We start from the raw sequence: 15438 nt of genomic DNA, 5'->3' as shown, positions 1-15438 counted from the left end.
AGTTTTCGCGAAGAATCGGAGCGGGCGACGTGAGTTTTCTGATAGCAGCGCCAGCATCCGGATCGGGTAAGACGACTGTCACCTTAGGTCTACTCCGCGCATTGGCTCAAGACGGCATAGCGTTGCGCGGCGCGAAATCTGGCCCCGACTATATTGATCCACGGTTTCACGAAGCGGCCTGCAGTCAACCTTGCCTAAACCTAGACGCATGGGCGATGTCGCCAGACCGGATAACATCGCTCGCCGCTGGATCACCGTTGATAATCGAAGGTGCAATGGGGCTGTTTGACGGCGCGCCGCCGGACGGCAAAGGCGCTTGCGCGGACCTTGCGCGCCAGTTGTCATTGCCCGTGGTACTGGTTGTAGACGCATCACGCATGGCCCAGTCCATCGCGCCGATCGTAAAGGGTTTCGCGTCCCACGATCCTGCGGTCGAAATCGCTGGGGTCATCCTGAACAAAGTTGGATCAGACCGTCACGCACGGATGTTGTGCGACGCATTGGCCCCGACCAATATCCCGGTTATTGGCTGCATTCCACGTGATCCAAGCCTCATACAACCGTCCCGTCATCTTGGTCTGGTACAAGCACAAGAACGACCCGATCTAGAAGCCTTCCTATCCCGCGCCGCTGACACAATGCGGGCCAATCTCGATTTCCAGCTCTTACCGGACCTAATATCAATAGGCTCCCCCCAAACGCGTCCGGCCATCGCCCCGCCGGCCCAATCCATTGCCATCGCCCAAGATGCAGCCTTTGCATTTGTTTACCCACATTTGCTTGCCGACTGGCAGGCAGCGGGTGCAACGATCACCACCTTCTCACCCCTTGCGGATGAAGCGGTGCCACAAGTTGATCTCATCTATTTGCCGGGTGGTTATCCGGAACTCCATGCGGGCCAACTCGCAGCAAACGCGACCTTCATTAAAAGCTTAAGATACGCCGCGCAAACGTCTGATATTTATGGCGAATGCGGCGGATATATGACGCTTGGCGAAACGCTAACTGACGCTCAAGGCTTGTCCCATCGCATGGCTGGACTGCTTCCACTAAAGACGTCTTTTGCCACCAGAAAACTGCACCTCGGCTACCGGTCAATCCAATCGAAGACAGGACCATTTCAGGGACGTTGGAAAGCGCATGAATTCCACTATGCGACCACCATCGCAGCCAAGGGCGACCCTCTTTTCACAGCCCAAGACGCGACCGGTGCAGACCTTCCAGACATGGGGCTCATTCAGGGTCGTGTATCCGGTTCTTTTGCGCATATCATTGACCAAGCCTGATTTCGCGATGGACAGGCCTTCGCCCGAGGTCTACCGATTGGCACATGACCGATATTTCCGATAGCCGCGCCAAACGTAACGTTGCTGTGCTTGTGATCGCGCAGGCGATTCTAGGCGCACAGATGCCAATGATCTTTGTGGTTGGGGGGCTTGCGGGCAGCATGCTCACGACGAACCCGTGTCTGGCCACATTACCGATTTCATTTATTGTTTTTGGATCAATGACTACAGCGCCGTGGATTTCGCCGTTGATGCAGTCGCGCGGACGTCGGTTCGGATTCATGATCGGGGCAATCGGTGGAGCCGCGGGGGCAGCGATTGCGGCCTATGGGCTCTTTAGCCAGTCCTTCCTGATCTTGTTGATCGGATCCTACCTGACCGGCATCTACATGTCTGCGCAGGGTTTTTATCGGTTTGCTGCAGCGGATTCCGCCTCTGACAGCTTCCGACCCAAAGCGATTTCTTACGTGATGGCCGGCGGTCTGATGTCCGCAATCTTTGGGCCTCAGTTAAACAAAGTTGTTGGAGAACTGTTCGTCATACCGTTCCTTGGCACATACATCGCCATCATTTTCTTGAACCTCTTCGGGATGGTTCTGTTCTTCGGGCTAGACCTACCCAAAGGTACGAAGAACGCGCCGCAACAGGCTGGTCCAACAGGCCGCACACGTCGTGAACTGCTGCGTGATCCACGTATCGTTGTCGCGATCATCTGCGCCATGGTCAGCTACGCATTGATGAACCTTGTTATGACGTCCACGCCACTGGCCGTCGTTGGCTGCGGTTTCACGGCGGCAGACGCCAACGACATCGTATCTGCGCATGTCTTGGCGATGTTCGCACCATCCTTCTTCACAGGCCATTTGATCGCCCGCTTCGGTGTCGAAAAGATCATCGGGCTTGGCTTGATCATCCTTGCAGGCGCGGGTGCCGCGTCCTTGTTCGGGATCGAAGTTGGCGGCGGCGACCCCGCGCTTTGGAGCTTTTACGCGGGCCTTATCCTTCTTGGTCTTGGCTGGAACTTCGGGTTCATTGGCGCCACGACGATGCTGACAGCGACGCACCGGCCAGAAGAACGCGGTGTCGTGCAAGGGATGAACGATATGCTTGTCTTCGGCTTTGTGACCATCGCGTCACTGGCATCCGGCGGCTTGATGAATTGTTCTGGCGGGACAGCCGTTGAAGGGTGGACTGCCGTTAACTATGCGATGGTGCCTTTCCTGATCTTGGCAGGTGGATCGCTTGTTTGGTTGGCACTGCGCGGCGGCAGAACCGAGGCCTAATTACCAGCGGTTCAACACAGCCCGACGCAACAACTCGCCCCGTTTACGGAACTCGGAAACCGCGAGCGTGCCATCTACGACACGCCGCGGATCTGCCACAACCTGCCGTAAAATCGGGGCCGTCAGCCAAGCGGCACGCAACGCGGGCACGGCTGAGCCAAAGGCAACATTGCGATGTTGTGCCAAGGCATCCAAGCCACGCTTGGCCCGCGCGACCAACACATCACTATCCAAATCGTCTGCAGCGGCACGTTTATGACCTATCAAGTCAGGGACCGCACGCATCCACAACGCGATGCCCATTGCTTCACCGACATCTGTGGCCACATCCGACACCACGGCATCCCCACCACAAGCCCGAGCGGTAAAGGCCATCAGATGTCCTGACGTGCGTCGCAAATAGGTGTCCAGATCAAAGCCCACCTGATCTGTGTCGTTTGGATAAATATCAAACCTGCGGGCCGCGATCATTTCATCCAAAACGGCGGCATCCAATCCGGTCTCGTTAATCAGCGCGGCCAACGGTGCCGCAACCTCATGTGCCCGAACAGGCTTCCCAGCAACAGCATCCGCAACCGTATCCCGCCAAAACTGCAGCCGCATTTCCGCGATCATCGGTTCTTGGGTTACAAACGGTGCCTTCGCGATTTCCAAGTTCAACGCATACAACACGAATAATCCGCCGCGCACATCCGCAGGGGCCGCCATCGCAGCCAAGAACCGTTCGGGATCACCCGCTTCAACAAGTGCCGCACATGCGTTTATCGACATGTCATCGCTTTCATCAGTCCACAGAAAATCAAAACCTAAACTTTCGCGTCACGCACTAGTTTCCAGTTGATCGCATCCAACAGGGCCTCAAATGACGCGTCCACGATGTTGGCTGACACACCAACAGTGGACCAGCGTTTCCCCTGCCCGTCTTCACTGTCAATGATGACGCGGGTCACGGCTTCGGTACCGCCGTTGGTGATCCGGACCTTGAAATCGACCAGACGCATATCATCAATGATATCCTGATAGCGCCCCAAATCTTTGCTCAACGCACGGTTCAACGCGTTCACAGGACCCTGATCCGACCCATCGTCGCCCAAACTGTCCGAAACATTCAGAACCTTCTGCCCGTCGATCTTCACAACAACAACGGCCTCGGACAACGACACCATCTCGCCGCGCTTATTCATCCGACGTTCAACCGTGACGCGGTAGCGTTTGACCTCGAAGAACGATGGCAATTGACCGAGTTCATCACGTGCCAACAATTCAAAGCTGGCCTGCGCGGTATCATAAGAATAGCCACGCGCCTCTTGCTCTTTGATCCGGTCAAGAATGCGCGACAGAGCAGGATCACCCTTTTCCACCGTCAGCCCAGCATCCGACAGCCGTTTGCGCAGGTTTGACTGTCCGGCTTGGTTCGACATCGGTACGATGCGGCTATTGCCCACAGTTGCAGGATCGACGTGTTCGTAGGTGGTCGGGTTCTTGAGGATCGCGCTGGCATGTAGTCCAGCCTTATGCGCAAAGGCCGAGGCACCGACAAATGCGGCCTGCTTAGCAGGCACACGGTTCAAGATATCATCCAAGGTGCGCGATACTTTGCGAAGACCCTTCAATGCATCCAACGTCACGCCAGTTTCAAACCGGCTCGCGAATGGTTCCTTCAGCAACAGCGTCGGGATGATCGTCGTCAGGTTCGCATTCCCACAGCGTTCGCCCAAACCGTTCAACGTCCCTTGCACTTGACGGACGCCTGCGAGAACGGCCGCAAGCGATCCTGCGACGGCCTGTTCGGTATCATTATGGGTATGAATGCCAAGCCGATCACCGGGAATACCGCTGGCGATCACATCGGTGACAATTTCAGCGATTTCAGCGGGTTGCGTGCCACCGTTCGTGTCGCACAGCACAATCCAACGACAGCCCGCGTCAAAGGCCGCATGTACGGCCCGCAGCGCGTAGTCGCGGTCAGCTTTGTAGCCGTCGAAGAAGTGTTCCGCGTCGAATAACGCCTCGCGACCTTCCGCCACGAGATGAGCAAAACTACCCGTCAGGTTTTCGGTATTTTCGTCCAGCGTAATCCCAAGCGCATCCGTCACATGAAATGCGCTCGACTTTCCCACCAGACAAACGGCAGGTGTGCCTGCGTTCATCACAGCCGCCAACACATCGTCATTCGCAGCAGAGCGTCCCGCCCGTTTGGTCATGCCAAAGGCGGTCATCCTCGCGCGTGTCTTGGGGGCCGCATCAAAAAAGTCGCTGTCCGTCGGGTTCGCGCCGGGCCAACCACCTTCAATGTAATCAACCCCAAGCCCGTCCAGCATTTCAGCAATCTGTTGCTTTTCAGCCGTCGAGAATTGCACGCCTTGGGTCTGCTGACCATCGCGCAGCGTTGTGTCGTAAAGGTACAGGCGTTCCTTAGTCATCGCGCTTAGCCCCACATCCTGAATTTATGCAAAGATTCATCATAACAACCCCTGAAGTTTCTCTGCGTCAAACCCAACAGCAGGCGTCAGTGAAACGCCTTCCTTCGACATTTTCACCTCAACACCAGCGTCGGTCAGTTGCTTTTTCAACGCATCTAATGGTCCGAAGTCTTTGGTTTCCATCGCCTCGGCCCGAATAGCATCGAAGTGCTCAACATAAGCCGATAGATCGACGTCATCGCCTGCAGCATCTAGGCGCGTTTGCATGTCCAGAAAACCCAAGAAACCCATGCCAGCTTTCAGCCCTGCAACATCTCCTGAGCTAGACAGTTTATGAAGCTCTGCGATTGCGCCGGACGTATTAAGGTCGTCGCTCACCGCCGCAATGACGGCTGATGGGACGCCGCCGATATTGACGTCCCCAACCTGTCCGTACCACTTCCGCAGCGTCTTCTCCGCCTCTTGCCGCTTGGCGTCTGTCCAGTCCATCGGCTTGCGGTAATGCGTTCCCAACATCACGAAGCGGATCACTTCACCCGGTACACCTTGGTCAAGCAGATCCCGGACCGTAAAGAAGTTGCCCAAAGACTTGGACATTTTTTTGCCTTCCACCTGCAGCATCTCATTGTGCAGCCAGTAGTTCGCAAACCTGTGACCCGCGCATTTGGACTGCGCGATCTCATTTTCGTGGTGCGGGAATTGCAGGTCGTTGCCGCCGCCGTGGATGTCAAACTGCGCACCTAGCAACTCGTACGCCATGGCAGAACACTCAATATGCCACCCCGGACGTCCACGCCCCCACGGGCTGTCCCAACCGGGTTGGTCGTCGGTTGAGGGCTTCCACAGCACAAAATCCATCGGATTGCGTTTATACGGTGCGACCTCAACCCGCGCACCCGCGATCATATCATCGACAGAACGGCCCGACAAAGCACCATAGTTCTTGTAGCTCTCAACAGCGAACAGCGCATGACCTTCAGCTTCATAGGCATGGCCCTTCGCAATCAAGTCTTCGATCATCGCAATCATCGGCGCGATCCATTGCGTCGCCCGCGGCATGGCGCGTTCGTGGTCAGTCCCTTTGATCGACGGCTGCAATGCTCCGACTGCCGCCATATCATCCAGATACCACTGGGTTGTCTCGGCTGTGATCTCACCGATCGAACGCCCGCTTTCCGCTGCCCGCGCATTGATCTTGTCATCCACGTCCGTAAAATTCCGAACGTAAGTCACGTGGTCTTCGCCGTAGGTGTGCCGCAGCAACCGGTAAAGCGTGTCAAACACAATCACGGGCCGCGCATTGCCTAGATGGGCGCGATCATAGACCGTCGGCCCGCAGACATACATCCGCACGTCGTCCTTATCCAAAGGCACAAAGTCCTCTTTGCGGCGGGTCGCGGTGTTGTGCAGTTTGATCGTCATGGTCTTACCTAATCTTGGCCCAAAGGCAGCCCAACGCGGGGCAAACGGTTTTCGCCTGCGGGCTTAACGACTTCAAGGATCAGATGAAACGTGAAAGAGCAGCCCGCGACGGTGTCAGCAGGAAATAATAATACAGCAAATGATGCAGCGGTGGCTCTTCATGCGGTATGGGTAGCAGTGCAGGTGCGTTGCGTCTAGTCTTTCGTCACGCAGCCAAAGGACACGGCCATGACCAGAGACGAGATTGACGCACTTTGCGGAACCCATGCAGGCGCCACGGCATCGGACCCCAGCACCGAATTGGATAGTTGGAAAGTCGGAGGCAAAATGTTCGTGTGTTTCGGCGACCGGATCGACGGGTTCTGCACGAAGACCGACAGCATCGAGACCGCGCAAATGCTAATCGACGCCGGTGCGGCCACGAAAGCTCCCTATTTTCATAAATCTTGGGTGTTGGTTGGGTTTGACGTCGAAGCCGAAGAAGCGGCACACCGGATCACTGTCTCTTACGACATTATCCACAAGGCGCTCCCTATGAAAATTCGCGACACCCTTTAGTTTTTGGTGGCGGCCCCAAGATCAGGAGCCGCTACCAAGCTATTGATTAAGCGCCGTTCCACGCCCGATCACCCTGCGCGTCTTTCACGCGTGTGGGCAATCCGATGTCGTCGAGCAAGGTGAACAATGGCTTCGGGTCTAATTCTTCGACGTTGACCATCGTACCGCTGTCGTAGGTCCCGTCTGCAATCAGCATAGCCATCGCAACAGGTGGCACACCTGCGGTGTAGGAAATGCCTTGGCTACCGACTTCGTTATAGGCGTCTTTGTGATCGGCGACGTTGTAAACGAACACCTCGACCTCTTCGCCGTCTTTGGTGCCTTTGACCAAATCACCGATGCAGGTCTTACCAGTGTAATTCGGCGCGAGGCTAGATGGATCGGGCAGTACGGCTTTCACAACCTTCAAAGGCACAACTTCTAGGCCTTCTGCCGTCGTGACAGGCTGTTCGGAGAGCAAGCCAAGGTTCTGTAGAACGCTGAACACATTGATGTAATGATCACCAAAGCCCATCCAGAACCGGATATCAGCCTGCGGGTAATTCGCGGCCAGCGAATGAACTTCGTCGTGGCCGGACATGTAGGTCTTTTGTTTACCGACGACGGGCAGATCCCATTCGCGGCCCAATTCGAACATCTTGTTTTCCTGCCACGCGCCGTCCTGCCAGCTGTAAACAGTGCCAGTGAATTCACGGAAATTGATTTCTGGGTCGAAGTTGGTCGAGAAATACTTGCCGTGATTGCCCGCGTTGATGTCGACGATATCGATAGATTTCACATCGTCCATGAATTCATCCACGGCAAAACGGGCAAACGCATTCACCATACCCGGATCAAAGCCAGCACCCAAGATCGCTGTCACGCCAGCGGCGGCACAATCTTCACGACGTTTCCACTCGTAATTGCCATACCAAGGTGGCGTTTCGCATATTTTAGTCGGATCTTCGTGGATCGCTGTGTCGATATAAGCCGCACCTGTCTGGATGCAGGCCTCCAGCACAGTCATGTTCACAAAGGGCGAACCGACGTTAATCACAATCTGCGCGCCCGTGTCTTTGATCAAGGCCACAACTGCAGCCGTATCCATGCCGTCAACTGAGTGGGATTTGAAAACACCGTCCTGTTTCATCGCGGATTTTTCATGCACGCTGGCAATGATCGCGTCGCATTTTTCAATGGTCCGACTGGCGATATGCAGATCGCCCAGAACATCGTTGTTTTGGGCGCATTTATGCGCGACGACTTGTGCGACGCCACCAGCGCCAATGATCAGGACATTGCGTTTCATGTATCCAAGAGACCTCTTATGATTATGCGTTAGGAAAGGGCTGCAGCGAAATCGCTGTAATCGAAATCACGCACCATTCGCGTGGTGCCATCTAGTTCACGGATTGCAATGCTGGGCATCTTGACCCCGTTGAACCAATTCTTCTTGACCATCGTGTAGCCTGCGGCATCCTGAAACGAAAGCCGATCGCCGGCTTTCAACGGCGCATCAAAATGGAATTCGCCAAAGATATCGCCCGCCAAACAGGATTTCCCGCAGATCATCCATTCCTCTGACCCGGTGTCAGGGCTGATCTTGGCCGGTTCGCGGTAGATCAAGAGATCCAGCATATGCGCTTCGATTGAACTATCGACGATGGCAAGGTTCTTGCCGTTGTGCATCGTATCAAGAACCGTCACCTCAAGCGTGGCAGCCCCCGTGATCGCCGCTTCACCCGGTTCGAGGTAGACTTGAATTCCAAACGATTGCGCAAATCGCTTGAGCCGCGCGGCGAGCTTTTCGATCGGATAACCCTCACCCGTAAAGTGGATTCCACCGCCCAAGCTGACCCAATCCATCTTATGGATCACATCGCCGAAACGATCCTCAATAAGGGTGAGCATCTCGTCAAAACGGTCATAGCTGTCATTTTCGCAATTGTTATGAAACATCAGACCGCGGATCTGATCCGCCACCGCGTCAATCGCGGCAGGGTCATGTTCGCCCAAACGGCTGAAGGGCCGCGCGGGGTCGGCCAAATCGAAATCCGACGTAGATACCCCCGGATTCACACGTAGACCGCGGATATGTCCCTGCGACGCGTCCGCGAACTTGTTCAATTGCCCGATAGAGTTAAAGATAATCTTGTCGGAACACTCCAAAACCTGTCCGATTTCGTGATCCGCGTAGGCCACAGAATAGGCATGGGTTTCACCCGGAAACTTTTCGCGCCCCAAACGGACTTCATACAAGGACGATGACGTCGATCCATCCATATATTCGGACATGAAATCGAACACCGACCACGTGGCGAAACACTTTAGTGCCAACAGACACTTTACGCCCGACGCTTCGCGCAACCACGCGATTTTTTCCATGTTCGGCAAAAGCCGTGATTTGTCGATCAAGTAATAAGGTGTTTGCACAGCGTGATCTTTCAGATGCGCCGCACATGCGGCTTGGGCCATGAACAATTGAAGCCGTTGATCCGCGCAAACATGGTGCACAATCCAGCGGTTTCAAGTCTTCAAGCTCCGTCGCAAATTTGGTGCGACGATGCAATCCAAAACACCACGATAGACGGGCGGGGACTATAGCGCATCCTTCCCGTCTACCGTTTGGTGCTGATCAAGCGTAGCAGATCACTTCGATTTCAATCTTGTTTTCATCCGTGAAATAGAACCTGCGGCCCGGCTCATAATCGGCGTGACTTGTTGGGGTATAACCAAGGTCTTTGACACGCGTCTCGACCGCATCCAGATCATCCACGACCACACCAATGTGGTTCAAACCCGATAGCCGGTTATAGCTGCGCCCTTCCAAAGGCGTAGGGCTGTTCGTACTGCCCGTATACAGCGCCAGATATGTGCGTTCCGTCCCGACATGCACAGTGTAACCTTCGCCCGCCATTGCTTCACCTTCCCAACGGATTTCCCATCCGAAAAGCGTATTCAGAACTCCGGCCATCTTCGTAGGGTCCGCCACAGTCACGTTGATATGTTCAAGTTCAGCCATCATTTTTCTCCGGATTTTTTGGATGTGTTTGGGGTTGGCATCGTGATCATGACAGTTCCTGATTGGGCATCGTGATCCCAGCCGAATTGATCGCGCGACAGTGCCGATACGCCTGCGCCTAAAACGACATGCCTACGTGCAAATGGGTTTCTCATGAATATTTCCTCTTGGATTCGTTTGATAAATCCTTTTAATTTCTCAAGTTAACTTGAGATCAAGGACTATTTTCATGGCTAACAACTTCTCCCAAGGACTAACGATAGGCGATCTTGCGGACCGCACAGGCCTTGCCGTGTCAGCGATCCGGTTCTACGAAACCCACGGCATCGTCCATCCGGTCCGTAACGCAGGTGGACACCGACGTTACGGCCGACACGATCTGCGCCGGCTATCATTCGCCATGGCGGCCCAAAGGCTTGGGTTCGCGCTGGGCAAGATTGCGGAGCTGCTGGCTGACCTGCCGGATCACAAAGCCCCGACAAAGCGTGACTGGACCCGTATCTCAAACGGTTTTCGTGCGGATATCGAAGCGCGGATCGCTGCCCTCGAAGACATGCGCGACAAGTTGGATGGGTGTATTGGTTGCGGCTGTTTGAGCCTCAAATCCTGCCAGCTTTACAACCCCGCCGATGTGAAAGGTGAAGATGGAACCGGGCCGCGGAATTTGATCGCTACAACGGATTGACTTTGGTCTGTTGCTTATGGCCCTGTGCGGACATGAAAGTATCAAACAGATTAAATACCATTAATGGTGATGGCGACGACGGTTGGGGGCTCTTCTACCGGTCGCGCAAAATGATTGTGGATGGTGTCAAAGTCACGGAATTGACGATCGGCGAACACGACATTCGCACCGACAAAAGCATCCTTGATGCGATGCATGCCTCTGCGGTTGGAGGACATACAGGCTATGCGATGATCCCCGGCACGGATGCGTTACGCGATGCCGTTGCCGATCGGATTCAGACACGGACAGGTATTCCGACAACGCGTGATAACGTCATGATCACACCAGGTGGTCAGTCGGCGCTTTATGCGACACATCTGGCCGCCCTCGATGCCGGCGACACGGCTCTTTTCATCGACCCACATTACGCCACTTATCCTGGCACGGTACGCGGTGTTGGCGGTATACCTGTCGCCCTAAAGGCATCGCCGGATAACGATTTCCAGCCGCAAATCGATGAACTGGCCGCTGCCGCCGCTGATCCACGCGCCAAGTCGTTGTTGATCAATACCCCAAACAATCCAACGGGCGTCGTCTATAGCCAAGAAACGCTCAACGGAATCGCGCAGGTATGCAAAGATCACGATCTGTGGCTGATTTCAGACGAAGTGTACGACACCCAAGTCTGGGATGGCGAACATATCTCTTCCCGGACCCTGCCTGATATGGCCGAACGGACGATGGTCGTAGGGTCGATGTCCAAAAGCCACGCAATGACGGGCAGCCGTGTGGGCTGGATCTGCGCACCTGCGGATATGATCGCTCACCTGATTAATCTGGCGACCAACACCAACTATGGTGTCCCCGGATTCATCCAAGATGCTGCCCTGTTTGCGCTGAAAGCAGGTGACGCGTTGGAAGCACAGGTGGCAGCCCCGTTTGAACGCCGCCGCGCTTTGACGTTGCAGGCGCTTGAAGGCCAGAATGTCGTGCGGGCGGTTCCCGCCCAAGGTGCGATGTACGTGATGCTAGATATTCGGGCCACCGGCAAAAGCAGCTGGGATTTCGCCAACGCGTTGCTGGACGAAGAACTTATCGCAGTGATGCCGGGGGAAAGTTTTGGATCAGCCGCCGCAGGCCATATCCGTGTCGCGATGACGATAGATGACGACGCATATGTGGATGCGATCAATCGGCTTGTCGCATTTGCAAAGGCATGCATAACTTAAACGGCGCTGGGCTATGAACATGTCGCGTGGCGCTGTCACACCGAAAGGACAGACCATGACCGATATCGGAGCCCAGTTCCGCGGCCTCCACGTTCCCGGAAAACCTTTTATCCTCGCAAACGCATGGGACATTGGATCAGCCAGAATGCTCGCCGCGCTGGGTGCGCAGGCCTTGGCGACGTCATCTGCCGCACATGCGTTTACACTGGGCAAACCGGATGGCGGCACGCTGACACGGGATGCTGCATTGGCCCACGCACAGGACATTGTGGCGGCGACACCATTGCCGGTGCAGGGCGATTTTGAAAATGGCTTTGGCGACGATCCAGAAACATGCGCGGAGACGGTCAAACTTGCTGCCGAGGTCGGTCTGGCGGGTATCTGTATCGAAGACATCGCGCTTCCATCGGATAACGCCTACGATTTTGACCTATCCGTCGAACGGATCAAAGCCGCAACTGCAGCTGCACGGGCATTACCTAACGATTTTGTTCTGACCGCGCGTGCGGACGGGATCTTGCGGAGCGTATACGACAACGACGAAGCGATCCGTAGGCTACAGGCCTACGAGGCTGCGGGCGCAGATTGTCTCTATGCGCCGATGCCAAAAACAATGGATGATCTGGCGAAACTGACACAATCTGTATCGACACCGGTCAACGCCTTGATCGCAGGGCCATACACTCAATCTGATGTCGCCAGTTTCGCGAAGCTGAACGTGGCACGACTGTCTCTTGGCTCATCACTCGCGCGGATCACACATCGTGCTATCTATGATGCGGCCAAAGAGATGTTCGAAGATGGCGGGTTTACCTTGCTTGGCAAGGGGATCAGCAGCGATAAGGTGGATGCGTTACTATCATTGGAATAGGTGATGCGCCTGATTTACTCTGGGTGGGATCGACGCAGGAACGGCAGCGATCTATTTCGAAAACCCTCTGAAGTAGACGAGTTTCAAGGCCGCTAACCAAAAGGCGACGGCGCCACCGGAAAATGGTGACGCCGCCGATATCTTAAGGGTCTTAGAAGTTGTATGACACGCGCAGACCAACTGTGTCGGCTGTGATGTCCGCGCCGCCGTTAAAGTCCTCGAATTCGTGACGCAGCACTTCACCACCAACTGTAAAGCTGTCTGACAAAGCGTAATCGACGCCCAAGCCATAGAAATAACCGTTGTCTTCGTCACCGTTCACTGTGGCTTGCGCTACACCTGCGGTGACGTACGGCAGATATGCACCGGCGTCGTAACCAGCGCGAACTTTGGCCCGCAGAACCTGTTCAAGTTCAAGACCTGTTGCGTCGTTCACGAAATCATCTGTGCCGACGGCTTCCAGTTCGGCACCAAGGACCACGTTGCCCATGTCGTAGTTATAACCGATGTGACCACCAAAGGTCGTACCTTCGAAGTCACCTGTAACCCCGGTCGCATCGACGTCACCGTAACCCAAAGACAGACCGCCGTAAGCGCCTGACCAGTCGTTTCCGTAGGACACAGGTGCCGCAACGGCGACTGGTGAAGGGGCTGCAGCAGCTACTGGTTCGGCAAGGCCACCGGCAGTCGCAAATGAACCCGCGACAGCCAATGGGGCAGCGATCAAAGCAGTTGTAAGTGTACGTTTCATAATCATTCTCCGTTCGTGAGTGTGCGTCGTTGTGGTCTGACAACTGGTCACTTCGGTATTGGTTCAGATTTTTTTAAGGGGTCTCACAACTGTGTGAAAAAGCGCGATCAAAACGCGCTGAAAATCGCTGATCTTACAAAAAGCCGCGCACCATGCGCCAAACACGACATGTCGTCGCATTTGGAATAGACCTTAACGTTTTTTGCGCAAAACTAACGAATAGGGAGGCGCAATGACGCAGCATCGGCCAAAATACGTGAGGGTAGCCCGTACAATCGGGGCACGCCGCGGTCGCGCAGCGCGAGGGCGTCCGAATTTGGACTGATCATCCAAATTCAATTTCCAAACTGCGAAAGATCAAACCCATGAACGATGAATCAACAGCACCACGCCGCGGTCGCCCTGCCCGCAGCGGTGGTCGTGCAGCACGTCACGCTATGCGGGCGGCCCCGCTCACACGCGACAAGCAGCCCATAAAAGCGGGCATGTCCGGTGGGACCTACAATCCTTTGTCGCGACAAGACATGGAACGCATTTATGAGGCGGCACTGGTCGCTTTAGAACAGATCGGGTTGTGCGATGCCCCTGAAAGCGGCGTTGCTGTCATGACTGCCGCAGGTGCGACGCTAGGCGAAGACGGGCGACTGCGGTTCCCACGGGCCTTAGTGAAGAAGATGCTTGGGTTGGCACAAAAGGATATCACACTGCACGCCCGCGATCCGCAGTATGACCTGCACCTCAGCGGTACAAAGGTCCATTACGGGACTGCTGGGGCTGCCGTGCACATGGTCGATGTTCTAGGCCGGAACTATCGGGAAAGCACCCTGCAAGACCTGCACGACGCAGGCCGTATCGTTCAGGAATTGGACAATATCCACTTTCTGCAACGGCCGATGGTCGCCCGCGATGTTCCAGACAATCGCGAAATGGACCTAAACACGATCTATGCCTGTTGCAGTGGCACATCAAAACACGTCGGAACGTCATTTACGGAACCGGATTTCGTCACGGATGCACTGGAAATGCTCGCGCTGATGGCTGGCGGTGAAGACAAATGGCGGGAAAGACCCTTTGTCCTGAATTCCAACTGCTTCGTTGTCCCACCTATGAAATTCGCCACAGAATCCTGCCAAGTGATGGAACATTGCATTGCGGGCGGCATGCCTGTCTTGCTGCTGTCAGCTGGCCAAGCTGGTGCGACGGCCCCTGCCCCGATTGCGGGGGCTATTGTCCAAGCTGTCGCCGAATGTCTTGCAGGTGTTGTATATGTCAATGCAATCAAACCGGGTCATCCGGCGGTCTTCGGCACATGGCCGTTTGTGTCTGATCTGCGAACGGGTGCGATGTCTGGCGGGTCTGGCGAACAGGCTTTGCTGACTGCGGGCTGTGCCCAAATGCACCGTTTTCTTGGGGTGCCGGGTGGCGCTGCCGCAGGGATCGCAGACGCGAAACTGCCAGATATGCAAGCCGGTTGGGAACAGATGTGTTCCAACGTCATGGCGGGTCTGTCCGGCCTCAACATGGTTTATGAGGCCGCAGGGATGCACGCTTCTCTGCTCGGGTTTTGCTTTGAATCGTTGATCCTTGGTGATGATCTACTGGGTCAAGCAATGCGCTGTGTCCGTGGGATTGAAGTCACCGACGAAACGCTTGGCTTCGCGACGATGAACGATGTCTGCCTGAACGGGCCAGGTCATTACCTTGGCTCTGATCAAACGCTCGGTTTGATGGAGACCGAATATGTCTATCCCGTTGTCGCTGACCGCACATCACCCAAAGAATGGGCTGAAAAAGGTAAACCCGATTTGATCGCACAGGCCATCGCCCGCAAAGAAAGCATCCTGAGCAAACCGTCAGCAGTTGCGTTCTCTGCGGATGTTGATGCGGCAATTCGGGCGCGGTTTAACATCCATTTGCCGCCCGTCGGCTAAGTCATGTTAGAGGGCG

15 protein-coding genes are annotated in these 15438 nt (G+C 55.3%); 7 read left to right on the top strand and 8 right to left on the bottom strand.

What is annotated here, in order from left to right:
- The first annotated feature begins 29 nt into the window (after positions 1 to 29).
- Both MWU61_RS04545 and MWU61_RS04540 read left to right on the top strand, forming a co-directional pair.
- Positions 30 to 1286 carry a cobyrinate a,c-diamide synthase gene (locus tag MWU61_RS04545; RefSeq protein WP_247127056.1) on the top strand — a complete coding sequence of 419 codons (1257 nt, stop codon included), beginning with the start codon at positions 30 to 32 and terminating at the stop codon, positions 1284 to 1286.
- Positions 1287 to 1330: 44 nt separating this feature from the next.
- Positions 1331 to 2569, top strand: a complete 1239-nt coding sequence (locus MWU61_RS04540) for an MFS transporter (RefSeq protein ID WP_247127055.1) — start codon at positions 1331 to 1333, stop codon at positions 2567 to 2569.
- On the opposite strand, the gene MWU61_RS04535 is transcribed toward MWU61_RS04540, so the two are convergent.
- Genes MWU61_RS04535 through cysS form a run of 3 tightly spaced genes read right to left on the bottom strand, consistent with a single transcriptional unit; the run spans position 2570 to position 6414 of the window.
- Positions 2570 to 3340: a squalene/phytoene synthase family protein gene (locus MWU61_RS04535; protein WP_247127054.1), complete on the bottom strand. Its 771-nt coding sequence runs from the start codon at positions 3338 to 3340 to the stop codon at positions 2570 to 2572.
- Positions 3341 to 3375: 35 nt separating this feature from the next.
- Complete coding sequence (gene cimA, locus MWU61_RS04530; protein WP_247127053.1) at positions 3376 to 4992, bottom strand: citramalate synthase; 1617 nt, start codon at positions 4990 to 4992, stop codon at positions 3376 to 3378.
- A gap of 39 nt (positions 4993 to 5031) precedes the next feature.
- Entirely contained in the window at positions 5032 to 6414 is a 1383-nt protein-coding gene (cysS, locus tag MWU61_RS04525; protein WP_247127052.1) for a cysteine--tRNA ligase, read from the bottom strand.
- A gap of 228 nt (positions 6415 to 6642) precedes the next feature.
- Between cysS and MWU61_RS04520 the strand changes: the two genes are divergently transcribed.
- Complete coding sequence (locus MWU61_RS04520; protein WP_247127051.1) at positions 6643 to 6972, top strand: MmcQ/YjbR family DNA-binding protein; 330 nt, start codon at positions 6643 to 6645, stop codon at positions 6970 to 6972.
- Between the two features lie 46 nt (positions 6973 to 7018).
- Here MWU61_RS04520 and MWU61_RS04515 read toward each other — a convergent pair whose 3' ends face one another.
- From MWU61_RS04515 to MWU61_RS04500, 4 genes are all read right to left on the bottom strand, one after another.
- The gene (locus MWU61_RS04515; protein WP_247127050.1) at positions 7019 to 8260 is read right to left on the bottom strand and encodes a saccharopine dehydrogenase family protein; all 1242 of its coding nucleotides are present in this window, start codon (positions 8258 to 8260) and stop codon (positions 7019 to 7021) included.
- A 29-nt stretch (positions 8261 to 8289) separates the two neighbouring features.
- Positions 8290 to 9384, bottom strand: coding sequence for a carboxynorspermidine decarboxylase (locus tag MWU61_RS04510; protein ID WP_247127217.1), 1095 nt, complete (start codon positions 9382 to 9384; stop codon positions 8290 to 8292).
- Between the two features lie 202 nt (positions 9385 to 9586).
- Positions 9587 to 9976, bottom strand: a complete 390-nt coding sequence (locus MWU61_RS04505; protein ID WP_247127049.1) for a VOC family protein — start codon at positions 9974 to 9976, stop codon at positions 9587 to 9589.
- The gene (locus MWU61_RS04500; protein ID WP_247127048.1) at positions 9973 to 10128 is read right to left on the bottom strand and encodes a hypothetical protein; all 156 of its coding nucleotides are present in this window, start codon (positions 10126 to 10128) and stop codon (positions 9973 to 9975) included. The genes MWU61_RS04505 and MWU61_RS04500 overlap by 4 nt, the downstream gene beginning before the upstream one ends.
- Before the next feature lie 74 nt (positions 10129 to 10202).
- On the opposite strand from MWU61_RS04500, the gene soxR reads away from it, so the two are divergent.
- The 3 genes from soxR to MWU61_RS04485 are packed head-to-tail and all read left to right on the top strand — an operon-like array spanning position 10203 to position 12740.
- Positions 10203 to 10658 (top strand): redox-sensitive transcriptional activator SoxR, encoded by a 456-nt coding sequence (soxR, locus tag MWU61_RS04495; protein ID WP_247127047.1) that lies wholly within the window; start codon positions 10203 to 10205, stop codon positions 10656 to 10658.
- A gap of 32 nt (positions 10659 to 10690) precedes the next feature.
- Positions 10691 to 11869 (top strand): pyridoxal phosphate-dependent aminotransferase, encoded by a 1179-nt coding sequence (locus MWU61_RS04490; protein WP_247127046.1) that lies wholly within the window; start codon positions 10691 to 10693, stop codon positions 11867 to 11869.
- A gap of 55 nt (positions 11870 to 11924) precedes the next feature.
- Complete coding sequence (locus tag MWU61_RS04485; RefSeq protein WP_247127045.1) at positions 11925 to 12740, top strand: isocitrate lyase/phosphoenolpyruvate mutase family protein; 816 nt, start codon at positions 11925 to 11927, stop codon at positions 12738 to 12740.
- 151 nt (positions 12741 to 12891) lie between these two features.
- Here MWU61_RS04485 and MWU61_RS04480 read toward each other — a convergent pair whose 3' ends face one another.
- Positions 12892 to 13491 carry an outer membrane beta-barrel protein gene (locus MWU61_RS04480; RefSeq protein WP_247127044.1) on the bottom strand — a complete coding sequence of 200 codons (600 nt, stop codon included), beginning with the start codon at positions 13489 to 13491 and terminating at the stop codon, positions 12892 to 12894.
- 365 nt (positions 13492 to 13856) lie between these two features.
- Between MWU61_RS04480 and MWU61_RS04475 the strand changes: the two genes are divergently transcribed.
- Entirely contained in the window at positions 13857 to 15422 is a 1566-nt protein-coding gene (locus tag MWU61_RS04475) for a trimethylamine methyltransferase family protein (RefSeq protein WP_247127043.1), read from the top strand.
- Positions 15423 to 15438 lie beyond the last annotated feature (16 nt).

It is taken from the genome of Loktanella sp. F6476L (assembly GCF_023015725.1).
Classification (GTDB): Bacteria; Pseudomonadota; Alphaproteobacteria; order Rhodobacterales; family Rhodobacteraceae; genus Yoonia.
Note: the sequence above shows the minus strand (reverse complement) of the source record. Positions and strands in the feature narration are given on the sequence as shown.

Excerpts from the sequence above, each read along its gene's own strand:
- MWU61_RS04540 (WP_247127055.1), top strand. The coding sequence starts at position 1,331 with ATGACCGATATTTCCGATAGCCGCGCCAAACGTAACGTTGCTGTGCTT.
- MWU61_RS04535 (WP_247127054.1), bottom strand. The coding sequence starts at position 3,340 with ATGTCGATAAACGCATGTGCGGCACTTGTTGAAGCGGGTGATCCCGAA.
- cimA (WP_247127053.1), bottom strand. The coding sequence starts at position 4,992 with ATGACTAAGGAACGCCTGTACCTTTACGACACAACGCTGCGCGATGGT.
- cysS (WP_247127052.1), bottom strand. The coding sequence starts at position 6,414 with ATGACGATCAAACTGCACAACACCGCGACCCGCCGCAAAGAGGACTTT.
- MWU61_RS04520 (WP_247127051.1), top strand. The coding sequence starts at position 6,643 with ATGACCAGAGACGAGATTGACGCACTTTGCGGAACCCATGCAGGCGCC.
- MWU61_RS04515 (WP_247127050.1), bottom strand. The coding sequence starts at position 8,260 with ATGAAACGCAATGTCCTGATCATTGGCGCTGGTGGCGTCGCACAAGTC.
- MWU61_RS04505 (WP_247127049.1), bottom strand. The coding sequence starts at position 9,976 with ATGATGGCTGAACTTGAACATATCAACGTGACTGTGGCGGACCCTACG.
- MWU61_RS04500 (WP_247127048.1), bottom strand. The coding sequence starts at position 10,128 with ATGAGAAACCCATTTGCACGTAGGCATGTCGTTTTAGGCGCAGGCGTA.
- soxR (WP_247127047.1), top strand. The coding sequence starts at position 10,203 with ATGGCTAACAACTTCTCCCAAGGACTAACGATAGGCGATCTTGCGGAC.
- MWU61_RS04490 (WP_247127046.1), top strand. The coding sequence starts at position 10,691 with ATGAAAGTATCAAACAGATTAAATACCATTAATGGTGATGGCGACGAC.
- MWU61_RS04485 (WP_247127045.1), top strand. The coding sequence starts at position 11,925 with ATGACCGATATCGGAGCCCAGTTCCGCGGCCTCCACGTTCCCGGAAAA.
- MWU61_RS04480 (WP_247127044.1), bottom strand. The coding sequence starts at position 13,491 with ATGAAACGTACACTTACAACTGCTTTGATCGCTGCCCCATTGGCTGTC.
- MWU61_RS04475 (WP_247127043.1), top strand. The coding sequence starts at position 13,857 with ATGAACGATGAATCAACAGCACCACGCCGCGGTCGCCCTGCCCGCAGC.